Raw genomic sequence first — 16435 nt, forward strand, 5'->3', positions numbered from 1 at the left:
ATTTTCAAAAAATTCCACCTAGTGAGCACAGTAATTTGGCGGAAACTCCGGAAAGGTAGCGGCGCCCCGACAACTCGCGCGGTGGTCAAGCCCCTCGGGCCAGAGTCGAGGTGCAATCAGCTCCACCAAAGAAGGGTGCCGGAGGCTTGGAAACTGATTGCGAGCTGACCGTAGCGGGGCGGGCTGCGGCGCCAATCCGCAAGATAGCAGAAGGCGTGTGATACCCGAATCCTCTCGATGCAGGCACAGACCGGGATATCGTTTGTGAGCACATCCAGGGGATGAAACCATAGCACTAAGGCGCAACGCCCCGGCAGGATCTGCACTTTCATCTGCGATGAGCCTGTTCACGCGGCATCTGGCAAAAGTCAGAAGGCCATATGAACACCACCTATTCAGCATACACCTCGGCAACTTCCCGAAAAAGCCTATCCATCGAGTAGCGAGCCCCATACAGCGCACTGCAGTTTGCACGCATCTCACGCAAACTGTGCTTGTTCAGGCTCATCAAGGTTTTCGCCAAGGCCTCGTCGTTCGCCTCAAAGGCGATGCCTGATTTTCCTTCCTCAAACAATTGTTCCATCCCGCAGCGCCGCGAGGTGATAACAGGTGTGCCATTGCGCAGGGCTTCTGGAATGACAAGTGGCAGCCCCTCCCAGCGTGACGGCACCACCAATGCGTCCGCAGAGGCGTACCAACTGTCGATATCCCGCCGATCGACCCAACCGACCATGTCTACCCCGTCCGGAACCTCAGGTTGATCCGCCTCACGTACCGCCGCTCCGATCACATGCAATACAATATCCGGGCGCTTTTCCCGGATTTTTCTTAACGCTGCGAAAAGAATATCGAGCCCTTTCTGTCGGTCGAACCTGCCAACAAACAAAAGATGAAGCTTGTCTGGTTCGCCTGCAAACAAGTCGGATCTCACATCGGCGGCAGGCGGCGGTACGGCATTTTCTATGAGTATCTGACGTCCGCCGTAGTTCCCTGTCGTTGCCACTTCGAGATCATGGATCGAAACGTTCACTACCACGTCCGCCAAACCACACAGCCGGCCCTCGATCGCCCGTACCACGCGGGCGCGAAAACTCTCGCCATACTGCAATGCGGCCCATCCATGGGCACAATATATCGTGCGTGGAAGCCCACCCAAAACTCGCATGGCCAATAAGACAGGCAATGAAAATGAGGAGTGGAAGAAGGCCACGTCGGGGCGCTGCGTGCGAGCCAGATTCCGGAAGGCTCGGATTTGCGCAAAAATCGCCATCGCCCCCCGCTTTTTCAGCGGATAGGTTATCACCCTCGACTCGTCACCCATGATAGCAGCATGTTTCGCGGGCATGAGAAACACCTGATCGAAAGCGGATGCATCCATCTCGGCGAGGCCTTTTTGGTAGGTGCCCACGCCGCCCATAGCGGTTTCGCAGAAATGGAGCACTTTGATTCGGTCTCGTGACGATCTCATGTTCTATCTCCAGCTATACTCAGGTGTAGGTAAGAGTCGCGCCCCCCGCTTGGCTAGCAAAAGTTGAGATTGCTTACCCCTCAGCGCGTCGCTTCGCTCTTGCTGCCGCGTCTTTCGCAGACAGGGTTCCGCGACCGCACAATCTTTACACATGATGGAATGGGTTCAAGTTGGTGTTGGGCGCGAAGAGCCACGAGGGCACTGGCTCGGCCAAGTTGAGCCATGTGGGCCGGGCGTTCCAGCGCCAGCGCCTTCATACGATCCCCAACCGCCTGCGGTGGCAGGCTTACAGCTTGATGCTCCCTCCAGACTAGAGCGGAAGGATGGCTAAGTGGCATCTAAGAAGTAGAAAGGTTATTGCTTCTTTGAAACGCTGGCATTGGTGGATACGAAAGAGATAATCGCTTGATATGCTTTTGTTTCTGAAAAACGATGATTTCGCAGCATGCGAATCCAAACAACACGAAAAGATGACGCCAGTGCAAGGAGTCAACAACCACGCTGCTTGCAAACTGCCCGACAATAGCGGCTAAAACAGCAATACGAATGGGTTGGCGATCATCTTGCGCCTTTATGCTCCGGAACAACAAATATATAAGAACGCATATAGCACCAAAAAAAGTTGCGAAGCCAAACCAGCCATTTTCCACAGCGACCTTTAGATAGATATTATGGGTAGCAAGTCCAAAGTCACTATCTGGGAAATGGGTTCTTCCAACGTAATGGCCAGGCCCGACACCTAGTGGCTTTCTTTCAACTACTTGCAATGCGTTCGCCCAGTTTTGAAAGCGATGACTGTCATATGATTGGAGTTGGAACCGCTTAAACAGAAAGTCCACCAAATTTAGCTTCTCCAACATGTATACACCGGCGCTGATAGCAGCGGCACTTCCCACCGTACTCAATGCAATAAATGTTACTAGCGTCTTGCGCCTTCTTGCAAATAGCAAAATCAAAGTTGACATGACAAAAATAGAAACACCTGTACCCAGCCAAGCGCCGCGGGAGAATGTCAAGAACATCATACCAAGTAGAAAGAATGAGGATATGAGCCTTAACGCTTGCCTGCCCACATCGGGACGAAGGGCGTTCCCCAACATCAGCAGCCCGGCAGACCCCATAAAGGGACCGTAGACATTTGGATCCTTAAAAAGAGGGGAAAGCCTCAGCCCGTCATCCGCCTTGAAGTACAAAGTTATTGGTCCGGGGGCCACTCGAAAAACCGCCAACATGCCGATGAACCCAGACACGCCAGCTGCAATGAAGAAAAACTTGTAAAACTTCTCTACGGCGTCTTCACCCAAAGCGTCGGTAAAGTGCGCCATCAGAAGTGGTATAAGAAGCATATATATCGTGATCGCGACATATCGACCACCAAAAGTTGCGCTTTTCCACGCGAAACTAGAGACTAAGTTGGCGAACAGATAGGCGGCGACAAGGTAAAAGAAGAATTTTAGATACCTGCTGACGAAAATCCGACCGGACAGCAAGAGAGCCAGAAAGGAGACCACAAAAGCAAGATCCGATGGAGCTGGCTCAATTATAACCACGAACAAAGAAATAAAGAAAACCAGAAGGAAACTATATGAAGTTAACTGCAATCTGGCTTGTATAAGATTCATTTTCTGCCCTCAAAAATCCTAATTTATATGCTATACACATCTGCTCAAAATCACCAACATTCGATCATACTAAGCTTGCCCACACAACGCAGTTGCACATCAATTTGCTCACGAGTTGGGCAGAAATGTGCTCATCGCTACGACGCCAGGGCGCATTCTGCCCGTTTGGTTAAGAATGCCAGCGCTACTTTATATTGCTGATCTAGGCCATGCGGGCCGATGAAAACTCGGAAGATCCGGTCGACGGCGCAGATGGATGATGCGGAACAAAACGCGCGAAGGTACCAGCTTGCCGATTGCCAAAACGAGGATGCCAACATGCGGCACAGGCGCGGCCGCGTCCTCCGCAACAGGCAGGCCGCGCCGGGCATCACCGCATCGCACCAGGCAGGCTACGGCTTACAACCGAATAAGATGGTTGTCCCAGGCGACCCGGTGGCTTTCGGCCCCCAGAACCCGGCCCTGCTCCATATGGATCACGGTGCCGTTTCCTGTCGTCGCCACAAACCCCTCCGGCCCCGCGTTGATACCACAAACGTCCCCTTGCGGCAGTTCGGCCGCGAAAACCGCGGTGTCCGTGTCGAACATCTGAATGGCGCCGCCCCGGGGCGAGGTGATCGCAACCGAACCGCCGTCCGACGAGATCGCAACGCTGCCGGCGTAGCCCTCCATCCGGCGGTGCAAATCGTCCGGCGCCTGCAGCAGCAGCACGTCGTCGCCATCACGGTGCAGGCCCAGAAGCGGCGGGTGAACCGCGCCGTCGCCCTGCCACTGCATGGCGAATGCCACCAGACCATCGTCCCGCACCGCCAGATGACGGATCGAGTTCAGGTGCAGATCGGCGTTCAGTTCGATCTGGCCGGTGACCTGCCCCATGCCATCCAGATAGGTCAGGTTGGGCCGCATCACCGGCAGGTTCAGCTTGGCACGGCCCGCATCCGGGTGGGTCTCGATCCCGCCGTTGGCCACGACCATGGTATCGGTTCCGGGCAGCCGGGCGATGTCATGCGGGCCGACCCCGCCCGAGGAAAACTCATCAATACGGATGTAATCCGTGCCGGCCTGCCAGACGCCGATACGGCCCTGCCCCGCCTCGTAGTCGTTCTCTGGCGTGAACAGCAGCGATCCGTCGGCGGAGAACACCCCGTGGCCGTAGAAATGCCGCCCCTCGGGCGCCTCCATCCGCGACCGGATGCCGCCGGAGATACAATCGAGCACGATGGCGAAGGTCCCCGGGCGGCGGGCAAAGGCGACCGCTTCGGGCCGGGAGGGATGCGCGGCAGCGGCGTGCCCCCTGTCGGGCAGCGGAACACTGAAAAGCGGTGCTCCCAACTCGTCCAGCCCGTACAGGTGATAGCTGCCGTCAGGCCGTTTCGCGGCGGACAGATAGGCCGGGTTTCCGGCATCGGCCCAGCTTGGTTTCGGCGCCAGCCCGGTGGCCAGCATGCCTGCCATGAATCCCCGGCGTGTGGTCATGTCAATCTCCATCCAATGCGTTGAATCCCGCCGCGACGCCAAGCGCCGGGCCAAGGTCGGCTGCCGCAATCTCTCTGATCCGCCCGATCGACTGTTGCAGCGCCTCGACGCGCAGCCGGCCCTGCGGGTCCGCCACCCCGGCGAAAACCGGATCGTCGAGCCGCTCGGTCAGATCGAGAGACTGGGCGAAGGCCGCGTCGAGCGTCGCCGACGCCTCGGGCGAGATGGATGCAAGGCGCTGCGCCAGATCCCGCAGGGCGATCAGCGAGAGCTGCACATGGCGCAGGGAACGGCCGGCGCGGCGGGCCTCGGCGCGGGTGGGGCGGGGCTGATCGAACGTGCCCAGCGGCCGCCCGAGCCGGGTATCGGCGGTAAACTGAAGTCCGGTGGTCAGCGCCTTGAACAGCTCCTGCAGCACCTCCTCGTCCGAGCGGTAGACATCGCTGTTCTCAGGCGAGATCAGCAGGGCGGCATAGTGATCCTGCCAGTCCGTCAGGATGGCCTGCGCGGTATTGTCGACATCGGCGGCAACCGCCCGGATCAGGGCACAGCGATAGGCGCCCGACCCCAGCGCGCTGATCTGCGGGTCGTAGAGCAGGAACTCCAGCGCATAGAACCCGCGCGCCGCGATCGAAACGGTTTGGAAGGCGTCGGCGCTTTCCACCACCGGATCCTCGGCTTCGATCATGGCCGACAGCGCCTTTGGCGTGGCGCTGCGGGGATCGGGCCAGAACGCCAGCGCGAAGGCCCTGTTGCCGGTCTCGGTCGGGCCGAAGCGCAGATGGCTGACCCCGATCCAGGCGTCGAAGGCATCGTTGAAGGCGCCCCGCAGGCCCTCCGACGCCGCCGCGCAATCGGCCTGCGCCGCCTGCGACAGGGCGGCAGAGGCCGACGCCAGCCGGGTAAAGCCCGGAAGGATATGGGCCTCGACCACATCTTGTATCGTGGCAGACCGGTCTTGCGCCCAGCCGGTCAGAGGCGTGATCACAAAGGCAAGGAGGATCAGGAAACGCATGTCAGAGGCTCTCCAGAAAACGGATCAGCGCGGCGCGGTCGGCTTTCGGCATGGCCACCACGGCGTCGCGCATCGGCTGTGCTTCGCCACCATGCCACAGAATCGCCTCCAGCAGGGATCTGGCGCGGCCATCGTGCAGAAAATAGCTGTGGCCGCTGACGGTTTGGGTGGAACCGATCCCCCAAAGCGGTGCGGTGCGCCATTCCATCCCGCTGGCGCGGGCCTCGGGGCGGTGATCGGCCAGGCCCTCGCCCATGTCATGCAGCAAAAGATCGGTATAGGGCCAGATCAGTTGAAAGCTCTGCTCCGGCTGATCGGTCAGACGGTGGGTCACGAATTTCGGGGTGTGGCAGGAAATGCAGCCGGTTTCATAAAACACATGCTTGCCGTGCAGCACCTGCGGATCGGCGATATCGGGCCGGGCGGGCACGGCCAGGTTGCGGCTGTAGAAGGTGACGAGGTCCAGCCCCTGCGCGTCGATCTCCAGCCCGTCATGCGCGGCGTCGCCGCCATCGGGGGCCGCGCGGCAATCGGCCTGCGCTTCGGTGCAATCTCCCCAGCCCGCTGGAAACAGCGGGCTGGAAATGCCGATGTCACCGGCAAAGGCGGCGGCCGACTGGTGGCGGATGGTCGGGGCGCCGGCCTTATGGCCGAACCGGCCCAGCATCGGGCGCCCGAATTCCACCGACCAGACGGTGTTGGCGCGGCCCGATACCCCGTTTCCGTCGCGGTCATCCGGGTCTGCCCCGGCCAGGATATCCTCGGCCGGGATCGCCTCGAGCAACCCGAGACCGATCATCTGCGACGCCACCCGGGGCGACAGCATCGCGTCGGGGTGCAGCGGGCCATAGCCCAGATCCGCCGCCGTATAGCTGGGCTTGCGCAAGGTCGCGGTTTCCCCCTCGGACAGCGCGACCTCGATCTCCTCATAGGTGATCTGCAGCCGGTACTCGGCCGGGTGCCCCGCCACGCTGAAATCCTGAAGCTGCGTGCCGTAGGTGGGATCGGGCAGCGCGCCCAGATAGTCCTCGATCCCGGTCATCGCGGTGCCGGGGTCGGCGGGGATCGACACGCGCAGGAACATGGAAACGGCGCTGTCCTGCGGCCCCTCGGGCGGGTGGCCCCGCCCGTCCTTTATGTGGCACCGCTGGCAGGAGCGGGCGTTGTAGAGCGGGCCGAGCCCGTCGGAGGCCAGGGTCGATGACGGGGACGACACCCAGAGCTTCTTGAACAACCCGTTGCCGACCTTGAAATCCAGCTCGCGCTCAAAGCTGATGTTGCCCGATGGCTGCGAAAACGCATCCGCGTTCGTCCGCCGGCGCACCGTGGCCGACCCGGCCGGCAATGCCTCGAATTTCTCGGGCGCGCTGAAATCATGGGCCGGGGCGGTCACCATCGCGATCCGGGCCGCCTCGTCCTCGGTGCGCGGGACAACGGGAAGATGAGGGTCGCCCGCCAGAGCGGCGGGCGCCCAAAACGCCAAAACGCCCCAAAGGGCAAAGCCGGCAGATTTGCATCTGCGCGGCGCGATATCCTGCTCAGGTCTTGCCATCGGTCTTTTCATACGGGGACCGGCTGACACCGAGGCGTCCCTCTGTCAGCCGCCTTGTTGGGGCCGGGGCACGGGCCGCGCCCCGGCGGTTAGCGATTACTGGAACACGGCGCCGGGGTTGTCCAGACTGTCGGAGCCTTCGAAGGCGATCTGGTCAAGGTCGAGCGTGGTGACGACGCGCTCGATCGTCCGGGTCTGGTCGATCAGCCCCTCGACCCCGCCCATGACCAGGGTTTCCCCCGCGAGATTGCCCCGCTCCAGCATCTGATCATAGGAAAACCCTGCCTCGGCCGCCGTCTTGATCCGGCCAAGTGCCCTCATCGTGGCCGACAGTTTGCGCTGCATCTCGGCATCGAGATCCGCATCCGTCGCGGCCACAAGATCAGACAGAGACGGACCGGACACCAGCGTGCCGTCAACCCGGACATATTCGCCCAGATAGACGTTCTGCACCCCCAGCCCGTCATAGTAGTGGCTGTTGTGGGTGTTGTCCGAGAAACAATCATGCTCTTCCTCGGGGTCGTTCAGCATCAGGCCAAGGCGCATGCGTTCGCCCGCCTGCTCGCCATAGGAAAGGCTGCCCATCCCGGTCAGGATGGCCGAGAGGCCGGCATCTTCATGCGCCGTCAGGGCATTGCGTGCCGCGCCGCCATCGGCCCATTGCGCCGCCATCCATTCCAGATCGCTGACCAGAAGATCCGTCGCCGCCTGAAGATAGGCCGCGCGGCGATCGCAATTGCCGCCGGTGCAGGCGTCGCCGGTGGCGTAATCCGTCCAGGGCCGGTTACCGGCCCCATGGGCGTGCCCGTTCAGATCCTGCCCCCACAGCAGAAACTCGATGGCGTGATAGCCGGTGGCCACGTTGGATTCGATCCCGTCCGCTTCGTGCAGCGTGTCGGCCAGCAGCGCGGGCGTGATCTCTGCCGCGTCAATGCTCTTGCCCGACAGGGTGAAGCCGGGGTTTGCCACGACGTTCAGCACCGCAAAGGCGTTTTCGTCGGTCGGCCCGCCGTAAGAGCCATCCACATAGTCAATCAGCCCTTCATCCAGCGGCCAGGCGTTCACCTTGCCCTCCCAGTCGTCAACGATCGGGTTGCCGAAGCGGAACGCCTCGGTCTGCTGATAGGGTACGCGGGCGGCAAGCCAGGCGGCGCGGGCCTGCTGCAACGCTTCGGCCGAGGGCGCGGTGCCAAGGGCATTGACCGCCACCTGCAGGCGCTGCGCGGTGATCAGGCTGTCGCCATAGGCCGCGGCGGCGATGTCGGCATAGGTTTCCAGAACGGCGGCCTTGTCCTGGGCCATCGCGCCGGTGCCGAGTGAGGCGCACAGGGCCACGGCTGCCGGAAGAAGAGGTTTCATCGGTGGTTGTCCTTTCAATGTAGTCTCGATGTCGGCGATTGCGGCGCCAAGGCATCCGCCCCGCCGCTCAGCGCCATGCGTTTGAGGGCAAGCCCCAGATCCTCGGCCAGCGCGGCGATGCAGGGCGCCAGATCGCACCGAACGATCAGCGTGGCGATCAGCAGCGCGTCCTCGCGGCACCCATCGGCGGCACAGGCCACGAAATTGGCGAAACAGCTTTCGTCGGCGCCCAGGCAACGGCAGGAAATGTCGTGCCGCATGAGCGGGCGCCGGCCGTGGCGGGTGCACAGATCACACAACTGCTCCAGCGTCATCGCCGCCGCCTGCCCCTGATCGGCACCAAGCGCCAGGGTGAAATCGCTGCGCACCTGATCCTGCGCCGCCGGGCCGCTGCACCAGAGCCGCAGATAGAAGACGGCCCCCGCCTCGACCGGCCCCAGCTCGGTGATGTGGCCGACGGGCACGCCGCCACGATGTGATCCCGGCCCGGTCATTTGGTCAGGATCAGCTTGCCGGCGCGGGTGATGCGCAGGGTGTAGACCTGTTCGTCCAGCACGATCCGGGCCTGAACCCCGCCCCGGGTCAGATCCTCGGCCCGGTAGCAGGGCAGATCGCCGTCCCGCGCCTGCGGGGAGTTATGTACGGAATCCGCCGCCATCACCCTGACTTTCCCGGCTGTTCAAAATGGTCGATAAGCCATTCAAGGCAGAACCGGCCCGTCAGCCCCGCCCCCACAGCCAGAGCAAGCAGTTCGGACCGGTCGCACCCCGGCTTCGTTTGGTCGTACTCGCGCACCCTGTGATCGTTCTGAACGCGTTTCATCGCGGAAAACCTTTCATCTTTCGATTCGGGCTTCCCCGTCGGAACGAGCAGGGTGGCTGGAACATTTTTAAATCTGACTTAAACAATAAGGATTGTCAATCCGAGTTTTTTGCTCGGAAAATAAGGCAATTGGCCATAGCGTCGCAGCCCGTCGCGGCATGTATCCGACGCATGCACCGGCTTCCTCCGCTGTCATTGATTCCGGTCAAGGCGCCCCGGCTCGCATCGACTATGTTGATCAAATGATGCCCGAAAACTCGCGCCCCGTTGCCATCGCCGTCGATCGCGGAACCGTCGTATTGCCCGGCGATCTTGCACTGCCGCCCGCGCCGGGCGGGCTGGTGATTTTCGCCCATGGCAGCGGCAGCAGCCGGTTCAGCCCGCGCAACCGGGCCGTGGCTGAAAGCCTGCGGGCGCATGGCTTCGCAACCCTTCTGTTCGACCTTCTGACCGAAACAGAGGCCGCCGACCGCGCCAATGTGTTCGATATCACCCTGCTGGGCCGGCGCGTGGCCGACGCCGTTGGCTGGGCCCGCGCGGACACGGAAACCGCCGATCTGCCGATCGGGCTGTTCGGGGCCAGCACCGGCGCTGCGGCGGCGCTGGTGGCGGCGGCCCGGATGCAGGGCGCGGTTTCGGCTGTCGTGTCGCGCGGGGGGCGGCCCGATCTGGCAGGCGCCGCGCTGCCGGACGTGCGCTGCGCCACGTTATTGATCGTAGGCGGCGCGGATCATGGCGTCATCGCACTGAACGAGGCCGCGCTCGCGCGGCTGACCTGCGAAAAACGGCTGGAGATCGTTCCCGGCGCCACGCATCTGTTCGAGGAGCCGGGAACATTGGCTGCGGTCATCCATCTTGCCGCCGGGTGGTTCGGCGCGCATCTGCGGCCCCCGGCGGGATAGGCTCAGCCCTCTTTCTCGACCTTGATCTTCTTTGTCTTCTCGACGATCTCGGAGGGCTTGGGCACGGTCACGGTCAGAATGCCGTCCTTGACCCCTGCCTTGACCGAATCGGGATCAATTTCGAAGGGCAAGGTCATCATCCGGTAGAACGAGCCAGAGGAACGCTCGATCCGGTGAAACTGGCGACCCTCTTCCTCTTTCTTTTCGTCCTTCTCGGATTTCTTCTCGCCCTTGATCGTGATGCGGTTTCCGGTCACCGACACGTCGACATCCTCCATCGCGATGCCGGGAAGCTCTGCCGTGATGCAAACCTCGCTGTCTGTCTCACTGACGTTCGAGCGGATCGTGAAACCCTGATCCTTCGGAAACGGCCCGCTGCCGAAATCATCGAGCAGCGTGTTGATCTGCTTTTGCAGGGAATAAAACGGGCTGTCGGTGTCTTCTTTGCCGCCAAGCCAGGATGTGGGCAGCCAGTCACGGTAGGTCATGCGATGTCCTCCTAGAGAATCAAACACGTGAGAAATCCATGGCCGAGTCGCGGAACTGTTTCGCTGATCTGCATCAAAATCCGGGAGGGTGCGCGCCGCCGTCTGCCGGCCCCGGCGGCAGGATGACACCGGCGGGAAAGACAACCGGCGCGCGGGCCGCATCGACAAGCCGGGCCAGCGTCGCCGGATCAAGCCCGGCCTGCCCAAGAAACACGACGGAGACGCTGGCCCGGCCAAGATGCGCCATCACCGCGCCGGGATCGGCCGCGTCCCGCATCGAAACCGCCCCGGCCCCCAAGCGTGCCGCGGCGGCGGCGATACCGGCGTGCAGCGCGCGCGGCGCAAGCACGGTGATCGGGCGGCCGATATCGCGCGCCGCCTGCACCGCCAGCCCCAGCGCGGCATCATCCGCAGCACCCCCGGGAATGAATACGACATCGCCACTGCGCAAGGGCGCGCGTCGATGGCCCAGCAGGATGAGATCGCCCTGCCCCGCGATTTCCGACAGCAGCGGCAGCACCTGTCCCCGCCGCCGCGAAAAAGACCAGCGCAGCGCGCCGCTTTGCGCCAGCCGCGCCTGAAACGCCTCTGCATCCCGGCGATAGGCGGCCAGCATCCGCTCCAGGCTCAGCGGCGCCGCGCCAACCGCCTGCGCCCCCCGCCCCGCCGCGCAGGACAGGATCGCCTCTTCCTCGATCAGCAGGCCGACAAGCTCGCGCTCGGTCTGCCGTGCGAGCCCCACGGCAAAGCCGATCGCGCCTTCGGCATCGGCGAAAGAGGTCGCGCCAAGGATGATGCGGCCGGTTGGCGCGGGGGTGATCATGCCTCGCCCCCGTCGGAATTACCCTGCCGGGGTGTCGCGATGAATCCCTTCCGGGCCTCGGCGAAGGCGCGCAGCCTGTCTTCGGCGAGGCGGTTGATGCTGTCGCCCTCATACAGACCATCGGGCAGGCGCTGCCCGGCGGGGCGGTCCGTCAGCAGGGTCAGCCCTTGGGCCACGGTGCGGATGGGGATGATGCGGAACGCCCCCTCGGCGACCGCGTCGACGACCCGTTGGCGCAGCGCCAGATGCTGGATGTTGGCATGCGGGATCAGCACGCCCTGCCGCCCGGTCAGCCCGCGCGCGGCGCAGATATCGAAGAACCCCTCGATCTTTTCGTTCACGCCGCCGATGGCCTGTATATCACCGAACTGATTGACCGATCCGGTCACCGCGAAGGACTGATCGATCGCCACGCCCGACAGGGCCGACAACAGCGCGAAAAGTTCCGCCGCAGAGGCGCTGTCACCATCCACGCCGCCATAGCTTTGTTCGAACACGATGCTGGCCCAGAGCGACATCGGGATGTCCGGCGCGAAATTCGTGGCAAGAAAGCCCGACAGGATCATCACGCCCTTGGAATGCAGCGGCCCGCCCAGTTCTGCCTCGCGCTCGATATCCACAACCTTGCCGGTGCCCACGCGCACCCGCGCCGTGACCCGCGACGGCCGGCCGAAGCGGAAGCCGCCCAGTTCCAGCACCGAGAGCGCGTTGATCTGGCCGACCCGCGCGTCTTCGGTATCAATCAGAAGAATATCGCGGGTGATCGCCTCATGGCTCAACTCTCGCACCCGGCCGGCGCGGATTTCGGCGGCGGCGACGGCCTGATCGATCTCGACATCGCGGATCGCGGGCTGACCCGTGCGGCCCGCCCAATAATCAGCCTCGCGCAGAATGTCGGAGATCCGGTCGATATTCAGCGTCATCCGTTCACTGTCATCGGCAATCCGGGTGCTTTCCAGCAGCGCCCGCGCCACACCCGCCGCCGACAGCGGCCGTATCCCCGCCTTGCGCGCGATGGAGCCCAGAAGCCGGGCGTAGTGATCGGTGGCCTCGGGCGTGCGCGGCACCGCATCATTGAAATCGGCCTGCAGCTTGAACAGCGTGGCGAAGTCCGGATCGACCGCCGCCAGCAGGTAGTAAAGCACGCGGTCCCCCACCAGGATCACCCGCACGTCCAGCGCAATCGGGTCCGGCTCGAGCGAGACGGTGGAGATGAGGCTCATCTCCTCGCCCGCCGAGATGATGCTGATCTTGCCGGTCTTGAGGCTGCGCTTCAGCGCGCCCCAGGCGAAAGGCTCGCTCAGCAGGGCGCGCGCGTCCAGGATCAGATAGCCGCCGTTGGCGCGTTGCAGCGCGCCCGGCTTTATCATGGTGAAATCGGTGAACAACGCGCCCATCTGGCTGGCATGCTCGACCCGGCCGATCAGATTGGCCAGGGTCGGCAGGCTTTCCTCGACGATCGGCGCGCCGGCCGGATCATCCGCGGTATGCGACACCATCGGGTTGACGACATAGCGCCGGAACTGGGGTTTGGCGAAATGCCGGCTCGTGGCGACGGGAAACGCCCCGGCCTGCGGGCCATCCTCGCGGATCAGGAACAGTTCGGGGTTTTCGATCAGATCCTTGCGCACCCCGGCAATGTATTTTTCGATCACCTCGACGCCGCGCAGATCGTGAAAGGCCTGGGCGATGGCCGCATCCACGCCTTCCTCGGCCAGCGCCAGGTTCAGCTCTTCGACACGTGCCCGGCTGGCCTTCTGATAGCGGGGAAGCTCTTTCATAACCTCCTCCATCTCGCGCCGGGTCTGATCGACCTGCTTCTCGATCTCCTGTTGCCGCGCCTTGGGCAGCTTTTCGAACTTGTCCGGCGAAATAACCGCCCCGTCGCGCATCGCGGCCACCGCATAGCCCATCGGGGTGCGCAGGATTGCCACGTCGCGGCCGCGCGCACGCTCGAACAGCGCGCCCATCGCCGCTTCGTGCTTTTCCGAGAATTCCTGCTCGATGGCATGGCGGCGGCTTTGGTAATCGTCGGATTCGAACAGCGTGGGAATGTCATTGGCCAGATCGTCGATCAGCGTTTCCATGGCGTGCTTCAGGCGCTGCGCCATCCCGGGGGCCAACCGCATCGCCCGTGGCTTGTGCGGCGCGTCGAAGTTGTTGACATAGACCCAGTCGTCGGGCACCGCGCGTTTCTGTGCGGCGGGCGCCAGAACCTCGCGCGTGGCATCGTGGCGGCCGCTTCCGGGCGTGCCCAGCACGAACAGGTTGAAATCGCTGTGCCGCGTCTCGGCGGCCATGCGGATGGCATCAAGCGCGCGGTCCTGACCCAGCCAGCCGTCGAGCGGCGGCAGATCCCGCGTTGTGTCAAAGGCAAAGGCGCCTTTGTCGAAACCTGCGGACAGGGCCGCCGGTTCCAGTGCTGCGGGCTTTGGCGGATGCGGCATCGGGCCCTCGTGTGACTGGTTGCGATCCGGTGTCACCAAACATGCTTCGGGATCCGGTGCCTTGAGTCAAATCAACTGGCCCGCGATTGCGGTGATCCTACTGCCGGACCATGCTGAGCGCCCAGGCCAGCCGCGCGGCCGCCTCGACACCGTCGATGACGTTGACCGGCATCTCGGCCCGCGCGGTCTCAAGCAGGGTCACCATTCCGGCACAACCCAGCACCACGCTTTCGACGCCGTCCATTTCCACCGCGCGGCGCATTTCGGCCAGCACGCGGGGGGCCGCCTCGGCCGGGTTGTCTTCCAGATCAAGCACGCGAACCCCGCTCGCCCGCACCCGGACCAGGGCGCCGGACAGGCCGTAAGAGCGGATGTTGTTTTCAAGAATGGGAACCGACACGCTCAGCGTTGTCACCACCGAAAACCTTGCCCCGGCCAGCGCGGCAAGGTGATAGGCCGCCTGCCCGATCCCGATCACCGGGCAGGCCGCCAGCGCGCGCGCCTCGGCCAGGCCGGTATCGTCAAAACAGCCGATCACGATCGCCGCGGCGCCATCATCCGATGCCTTTTGCACCAGATGCAAAAGCGGCGGCACCGCCCGGTCGCCATCCTGCGGCCCCTCGATCGCGGCGGGGCCACCGGTGGATGTCCAGCCCTCGAAAGCCGCGCCGGGCACGGCGGCACGGGCCGATGCCAGCATCGCGCGGGTCATCGCCTGGGTGCTGTTGGGGTTGATGAAGACGATGGTCATGCCCGGTCAGATCATGCCCTTGCCCGCGTCCGACCCTGCCCGAGACCGGCGCCGGGTGGCGATCCGCGCGGTCAGCAGGAACACGGCGATGATGAACAGCGAAAACACCGTGGTCAGCGTGCCCAGCGCGTAGAGGACGGGGGATGTGACATTCGTCGTCATCCCGTAGATCTCCAGCGGCAGGGTGTTGTAGCTGCCGGCGGTCAGCAGGGTGCGCGCGAATTCGTCATAGGACAGGGTAAAGCCGAACAGCGCCACGCCGATCAGCGAGGGCGCGATGATCGGGATGACCACATGGCGCAGGGTCTGCCATGCGGTCGCGCCCTGATCGCGGGCGGCTTCCTCATAGCTTTTGTCAAAGCGGTTGAAGACCGCGAACATGATCAGCAGGCCGAAGGGCAGCGTCCATGTCAGCTGCGCGCCAAAGCCCGAGGTGGCCCAGTGCACGGTCAGCCCGAGCTGCGAAAAGATCAGCCCCACCCCGAGCGAAATCAGGATCGACGGGATCACCAGTGCCGTGATGATCAGATAGAACACCACGTTCGAGCCCGCAAAGCGCTTGCGGAACGCCAGCCCGCCCATCACCGAGACCACGACCGTGGTCACCATCACCATCAGCCCCAGCACGAGGCTGCGCGCGAAAGAGCCCCAGATATCGCCCACCGCCTGCTGCTCGAACAGGTTGAAGAACCAATGGGTCGATACCCCGTTCATCGGGAAGGTCAGCCCCCCGTTCGGCCCCTGGAACGACAGGATGCCGATGGTCAGCGTCGGGCCGTAGAGAAACAGCAGGAACAGGCAGAAAAACGCGGCGAGAACGTAGAAAGACCGGGGGCGCGGTTCCATCACAGCTCCTTTCGGATATCGACAAAGCGCAGCAGCAGGCCGATCACGATCAGCACCGTCGCCAGAAGCACCACGGCGGTGGCCGCGGCCGAGGGGTATTGCAGCAGCGCGATGTCGTTGGAGATCAGCCGCCCGACATTGGCCGACTGGCTGCCCGACATGAAGCGCACGGTGATGAAATCGCCCATCACCAGCGTGACTACGAAAATGGTGCCGATCATGATGCCCGGCTTGGACAGCGGGATGATCACGTTCCACATGATCTGCGCGCCGGTGGCGCCCGCGTCGCGCGCGGCCTCGATCAGGGATTTGTCGATCCGCATCATCGTGTTGAAGATCGGCACCACCATGAACAGCGTGTAAAGATGCACGAACGCCAGGATCACCGCGAAATCGGAATAGAGCAGCCAATCCAGCGGCGTGTCGATCACCCCGGCCGAGATCAGCGCCGAATTGGCGATACCGTTGCGCCCCAGAAACGGGATCCATGAGATCATGCGGATGATGTTCGAGGTCCAGAACGGAATCGTGCACAGCAGGAACAGCGCGATCTGCCAGGTCTGGCTGCGCACATGGAAAGCCAGGAAATAGGCCACGGTAAACCCGATCAGCAGGGTGCAGGCCCAGGTGATGACCGCGTATTTGAACGTGTTCAGGAACACCTTGTAGGTGACGGGAGAGCCGAACAGGAATTCGTAATTCTCGAAGTCGAACGCCGGGACGATGGAAAATTCAGTCGCCTGCCAGAAGCTGACGATCACGATCATCACGATCGGCAGAACCAGAAACAGGGTCAGCACCAGCGTGAGCGGAGAGGCCAGAAGCCATCCCGAAACGGTCGGACGCGACAGAAATCTTTGCATG

At 63.0% G+C, this 16435-nt stretch carries 15 protein-coding genes; 1 reads left to right on the forward strand and 14 read right to left on the reverse strand.

Translation table 11 applies throughout. From position 1 onward, the window contains the following. Window positions 1-391 precede the first annotated feature (391 nt). The 8 genes from GGR17_RS16270 to hemP all read right to left on the reverse strand — a co-directional run bounded on the left by GGR17_RS16270 (window position 392) and on the right by hemP (window position 9150). Window positions 392-1468, reverse strand: coding sequence for a glycosyltransferase family 4 protein (locus GGR17_RS16270; protein ID WP_082386653.1), 1077 nt, complete (start codon window positions 1466-1468; stop codon window positions 392-394). Window positions 1469-1806: 338 nt separating this feature from the next. Further along, window positions 1807-3090, reverse strand: coding sequence for an O-antigen ligase family protein (locus GGR17_RS16275; protein WP_054539622.1), 1284 nt, complete (start codon window positions 3088-3090; stop codon window positions 1807-1809). Window positions 3091-3489: 399 nt separating this feature from the next. After that, the gene (locus tag GGR17_RS16280) at window positions 3490-4566 is read right to left on the reverse strand and encodes a DUF1513 domain-containing protein (RefSeq protein ID WP_054540452.1); all 1077 of its coding nucleotides are present in this window, start codon (window positions 4564-4566) and stop codon (window positions 3490-3492) included. Window position 4567: 1 nt separating this feature from the next. Then, window positions 4568-5581 (reverse strand): imelysin family protein, encoded by a 1014-nt coding sequence (locus tag GGR17_RS16285; RefSeq protein ID WP_054539623.1) that lies wholly within the window; start codon window positions 5579-5581, stop codon window positions 4568-4570. A 1-nt stretch (window position 5582) separates the two neighbouring features. Beyond that, window positions 5583-7133: a di-heme oxidoreductase family protein gene (locus GGR17_RS16290; protein ID WP_082386654.1), complete on the reverse strand. Its 1551-nt coding sequence runs from the start codon at window positions 7131-7133 to the stop codon at window positions 5583-5585. A 96-nt stretch (window positions 7134-7229) separates the two neighbouring features. Then, the gene (locus tag GGR17_RS16295) at window positions 7230-8492 is read right to left on the reverse strand and encodes an imelysin family protein (RefSeq protein WP_054539624.1); all 1263 of its coding nucleotides are present in this window, start codon (window positions 8490-8492) and stop codon (window positions 7230-7232) included. A gap of 14 nt (window positions 8493-8506) precedes the next feature. Beyond that, window positions 8507-8986, reverse strand: coding sequence for a hypothetical protein (locus GGR17_RS16300; RefSeq protein ID WP_037208540.1), 480 nt, complete (start codon window positions 8984-8986; stop codon window positions 8507-8509). Further along, window positions 8983-9150, reverse strand: coding sequence for a hemin uptake protein HemP (gene hemP, locus GGR17_RS16305; protein ID WP_082386655.1), 168 nt, complete (start codon window positions 9148-9150; stop codon window positions 8983-8985). The genes GGR17_RS16300 and hemP overlap by 4 nt, the downstream gene beginning before the upstream one ends. A 409-nt stretch (window positions 9151-9559) precedes the next feature. Here hemP and GGR17_RS16310 point away from each other — a divergent pair, with 409 nt between their 5' ends. Further along, window positions 9560-10216, forward strand: a complete 657-nt coding sequence (locus tag GGR17_RS16310) for a dienelactone hydrolase family protein (RefSeq protein ID WP_054540454.1) — start codon at window positions 9560-9562, stop codon at window positions 10214-10216. A gap of 2 nt (window positions 10217-10218) precedes the next feature. Here GGR17_RS16310 and GGR17_RS16315 read toward each other — a convergent pair whose 3' ends face one another. From GGR17_RS16315 to GGR17_RS16340, 6 genes are all read right to left on the reverse strand, one after another. Beyond that, window positions 10219-10704, reverse strand: coding sequence for an Hsp20/alpha crystallin family protein (locus tag GGR17_RS16315; protein ID WP_054539625.1), 486 nt, complete (start codon window positions 10702-10704; stop codon window positions 10219-10221). Window positions 10705-10777: 73 nt separating this feature from the next. After that, window positions 10778-11527: a hypothetical protein gene (locus GGR17_RS16320; protein ID WP_054539626.1), complete on the reverse strand. Its 750-nt coding sequence runs from the start codon at window positions 11525-11527 to the stop codon at window positions 10778-10780. After that, window positions 11524-13974: a Lon protease family protein gene (locus tag GGR17_RS16325; RefSeq protein ID WP_054539627.1), complete on the reverse strand. Its 2451-nt coding sequence runs from the start codon at window positions 13972-13974 to the stop codon at window positions 11524-11526. The genes GGR17_RS16320 and GGR17_RS16325 overlap by 4 nt, the downstream gene beginning before the upstream one ends. Window positions 13975-14071: 97 nt before the next feature. After that, window positions 14072-14725: an aspartate/glutamate racemase family protein gene (locus tag GGR17_RS16330; RefSeq protein ID WP_054539628.1), complete on the reverse strand. Its 654-nt coding sequence runs from the start codon at window positions 14723-14725 to the stop codon at window positions 14072-14074. Window positions 14726-14731: 6 nt separating this feature from the next. Beyond that, window positions 14732-15571 (reverse strand): ABC transporter permease, encoded by an 840-nt coding sequence (locus GGR17_RS16335; RefSeq protein ID WP_037208533.1) that lies wholly within the window; start codon window positions 15569-15571, stop codon window positions 14732-14734. Beyond that, a complete protein-coding gene (locus GGR17_RS16340) occupies window positions 15571-16434 on the reverse strand; it encodes an ABC transporter permease (protein ID WP_054539629.1) in 864 nt (287 codons plus the stop codon). The genes GGR17_RS16335 and GGR17_RS16340 overlap by 1 nt, the downstream gene beginning before the upstream one ends. Between the last annotated feature and the right edge of the window lies 1 nt (window position 16435).

The sequence above is a fragment of the Actibacterium naphthalenivorans genome, assembly GCF_014196965.1.
GTDB classification, from domain to species: domain Bacteria; phylum Pseudomonadota; class Alphaproteobacteria; order Rhodobacterales; family Rhodobacteraceae; genus Actibacterium_A; species Actibacterium_A naphthalenivorans.

What these genes read in the sequence shown, in the direction of transcription:
- GGR17_RS16285 (WP_054539623.1), bottom strand. Translation starts at nt 5,581, where the DNA reads ATGCGTTTCCTGATCCTCCTTGCCTTTGTGATCACGCCTCTGACCGGC.
- GGR17_RS16290 (WP_082386654.1), bottom strand. Translation starts at nt 7,133, where the DNA reads ATGGCAAGACCTGAGCAGGATATCGCGCCGCGCAGATGCAAATCTGCC.
- GGR17_RS16335 (WP_037208533.1), bottom strand. Translation starts at nt 15,571, where the DNA reads ATGGAACCGCGCCCCCGGTCTTTCTACGTTCTCGCCGCGTTTTTCTGC.
- GGR17_RS16280 (WP_054540452.1), bottom strand. Translation starts at nt 4,566, where the DNA reads ATGACCACACGCCGGGGATTCATGGCAGGCATGCTGGCCACCGGGCTG.
- GGR17_RS16325 (WP_054539627.1), bottom strand. Translation starts at nt 13,974, where the DNA reads ATGCCGCATCCGCCAAAGCCCGCAGCACTGGAACCGGCGGCCCTGTCC.
- GGR17_RS16315 (WP_054539625.1), bottom strand. Translation starts at nt 10,704, where the DNA reads ATGACCTACCGTGACTGGCTGCCCACATCCTGGCTTGGCGGCAAAGAA.
- GGR17_RS16320 (WP_054539626.1), bottom strand. Translation starts at nt 11,527, where the DNA reads ATGATCACCCCCGCGCCAACCGGCCGCATCATCCTTGGCGCGACCTCT.
- GGR17_RS16275 (WP_054539622.1), bottom strand. Translation starts at nt 3,090, where the DNA reads ATGAATCTTATACAAGCCAGATTGCAGTTAACTTCATATAGTTTCCTT.
- GGR17_RS16295 (WP_054539624.1), bottom strand. Translation starts at nt 8,492, where the DNA reads ATGAAACCTCTTCTTCCGGCAGCCGTGGCCCTGTGCGCCTCACTCGGC.
- hemP (WP_082386655.1), bottom strand. Translation starts at nt 9,150, where the DNA reads ATGGCGGCGGATTCCGTACATAACTCCCCGCAGGCGCGGGACGGCGAT.
- GGR17_RS16310 (WP_054540454.1), top strand. Translation starts at nt 9,560, where the DNA reads ATGCCCGAAAACTCGCGCCCCGTTGCCATCGCCGTCGATCGCGGAACC.
- GGR17_RS16270 (WP_082386653.1), bottom strand. Translation starts at nt 1,468, where the DNA reads ATGAGATCGTCACGAGACCGAATCAAAGTGCTCCATTTCTGCGAAACC.
- GGR17_RS16300 (WP_037208540.1), bottom strand. Translation starts at nt 8,986, where the DNA reads ATGACCGGGCCGGGATCACATCGTGGCGGCGTGCCCGTCGGCCACATC.
- GGR17_RS16340 (WP_054539629.1), bottom strand. Translation starts at nt 16,434, where the DNA reads ATGCAAAGATTTCTGTCGCGTCCGACCGTTTCGGGATGGCTTCTGGCC.
- GGR17_RS16330 (WP_054539628.1), bottom strand. Translation starts at nt 14,725, where the DNA reads ATGACCATCGTCTTCATCAACCCCAACAGCACCCAGGCGATGACCCGC.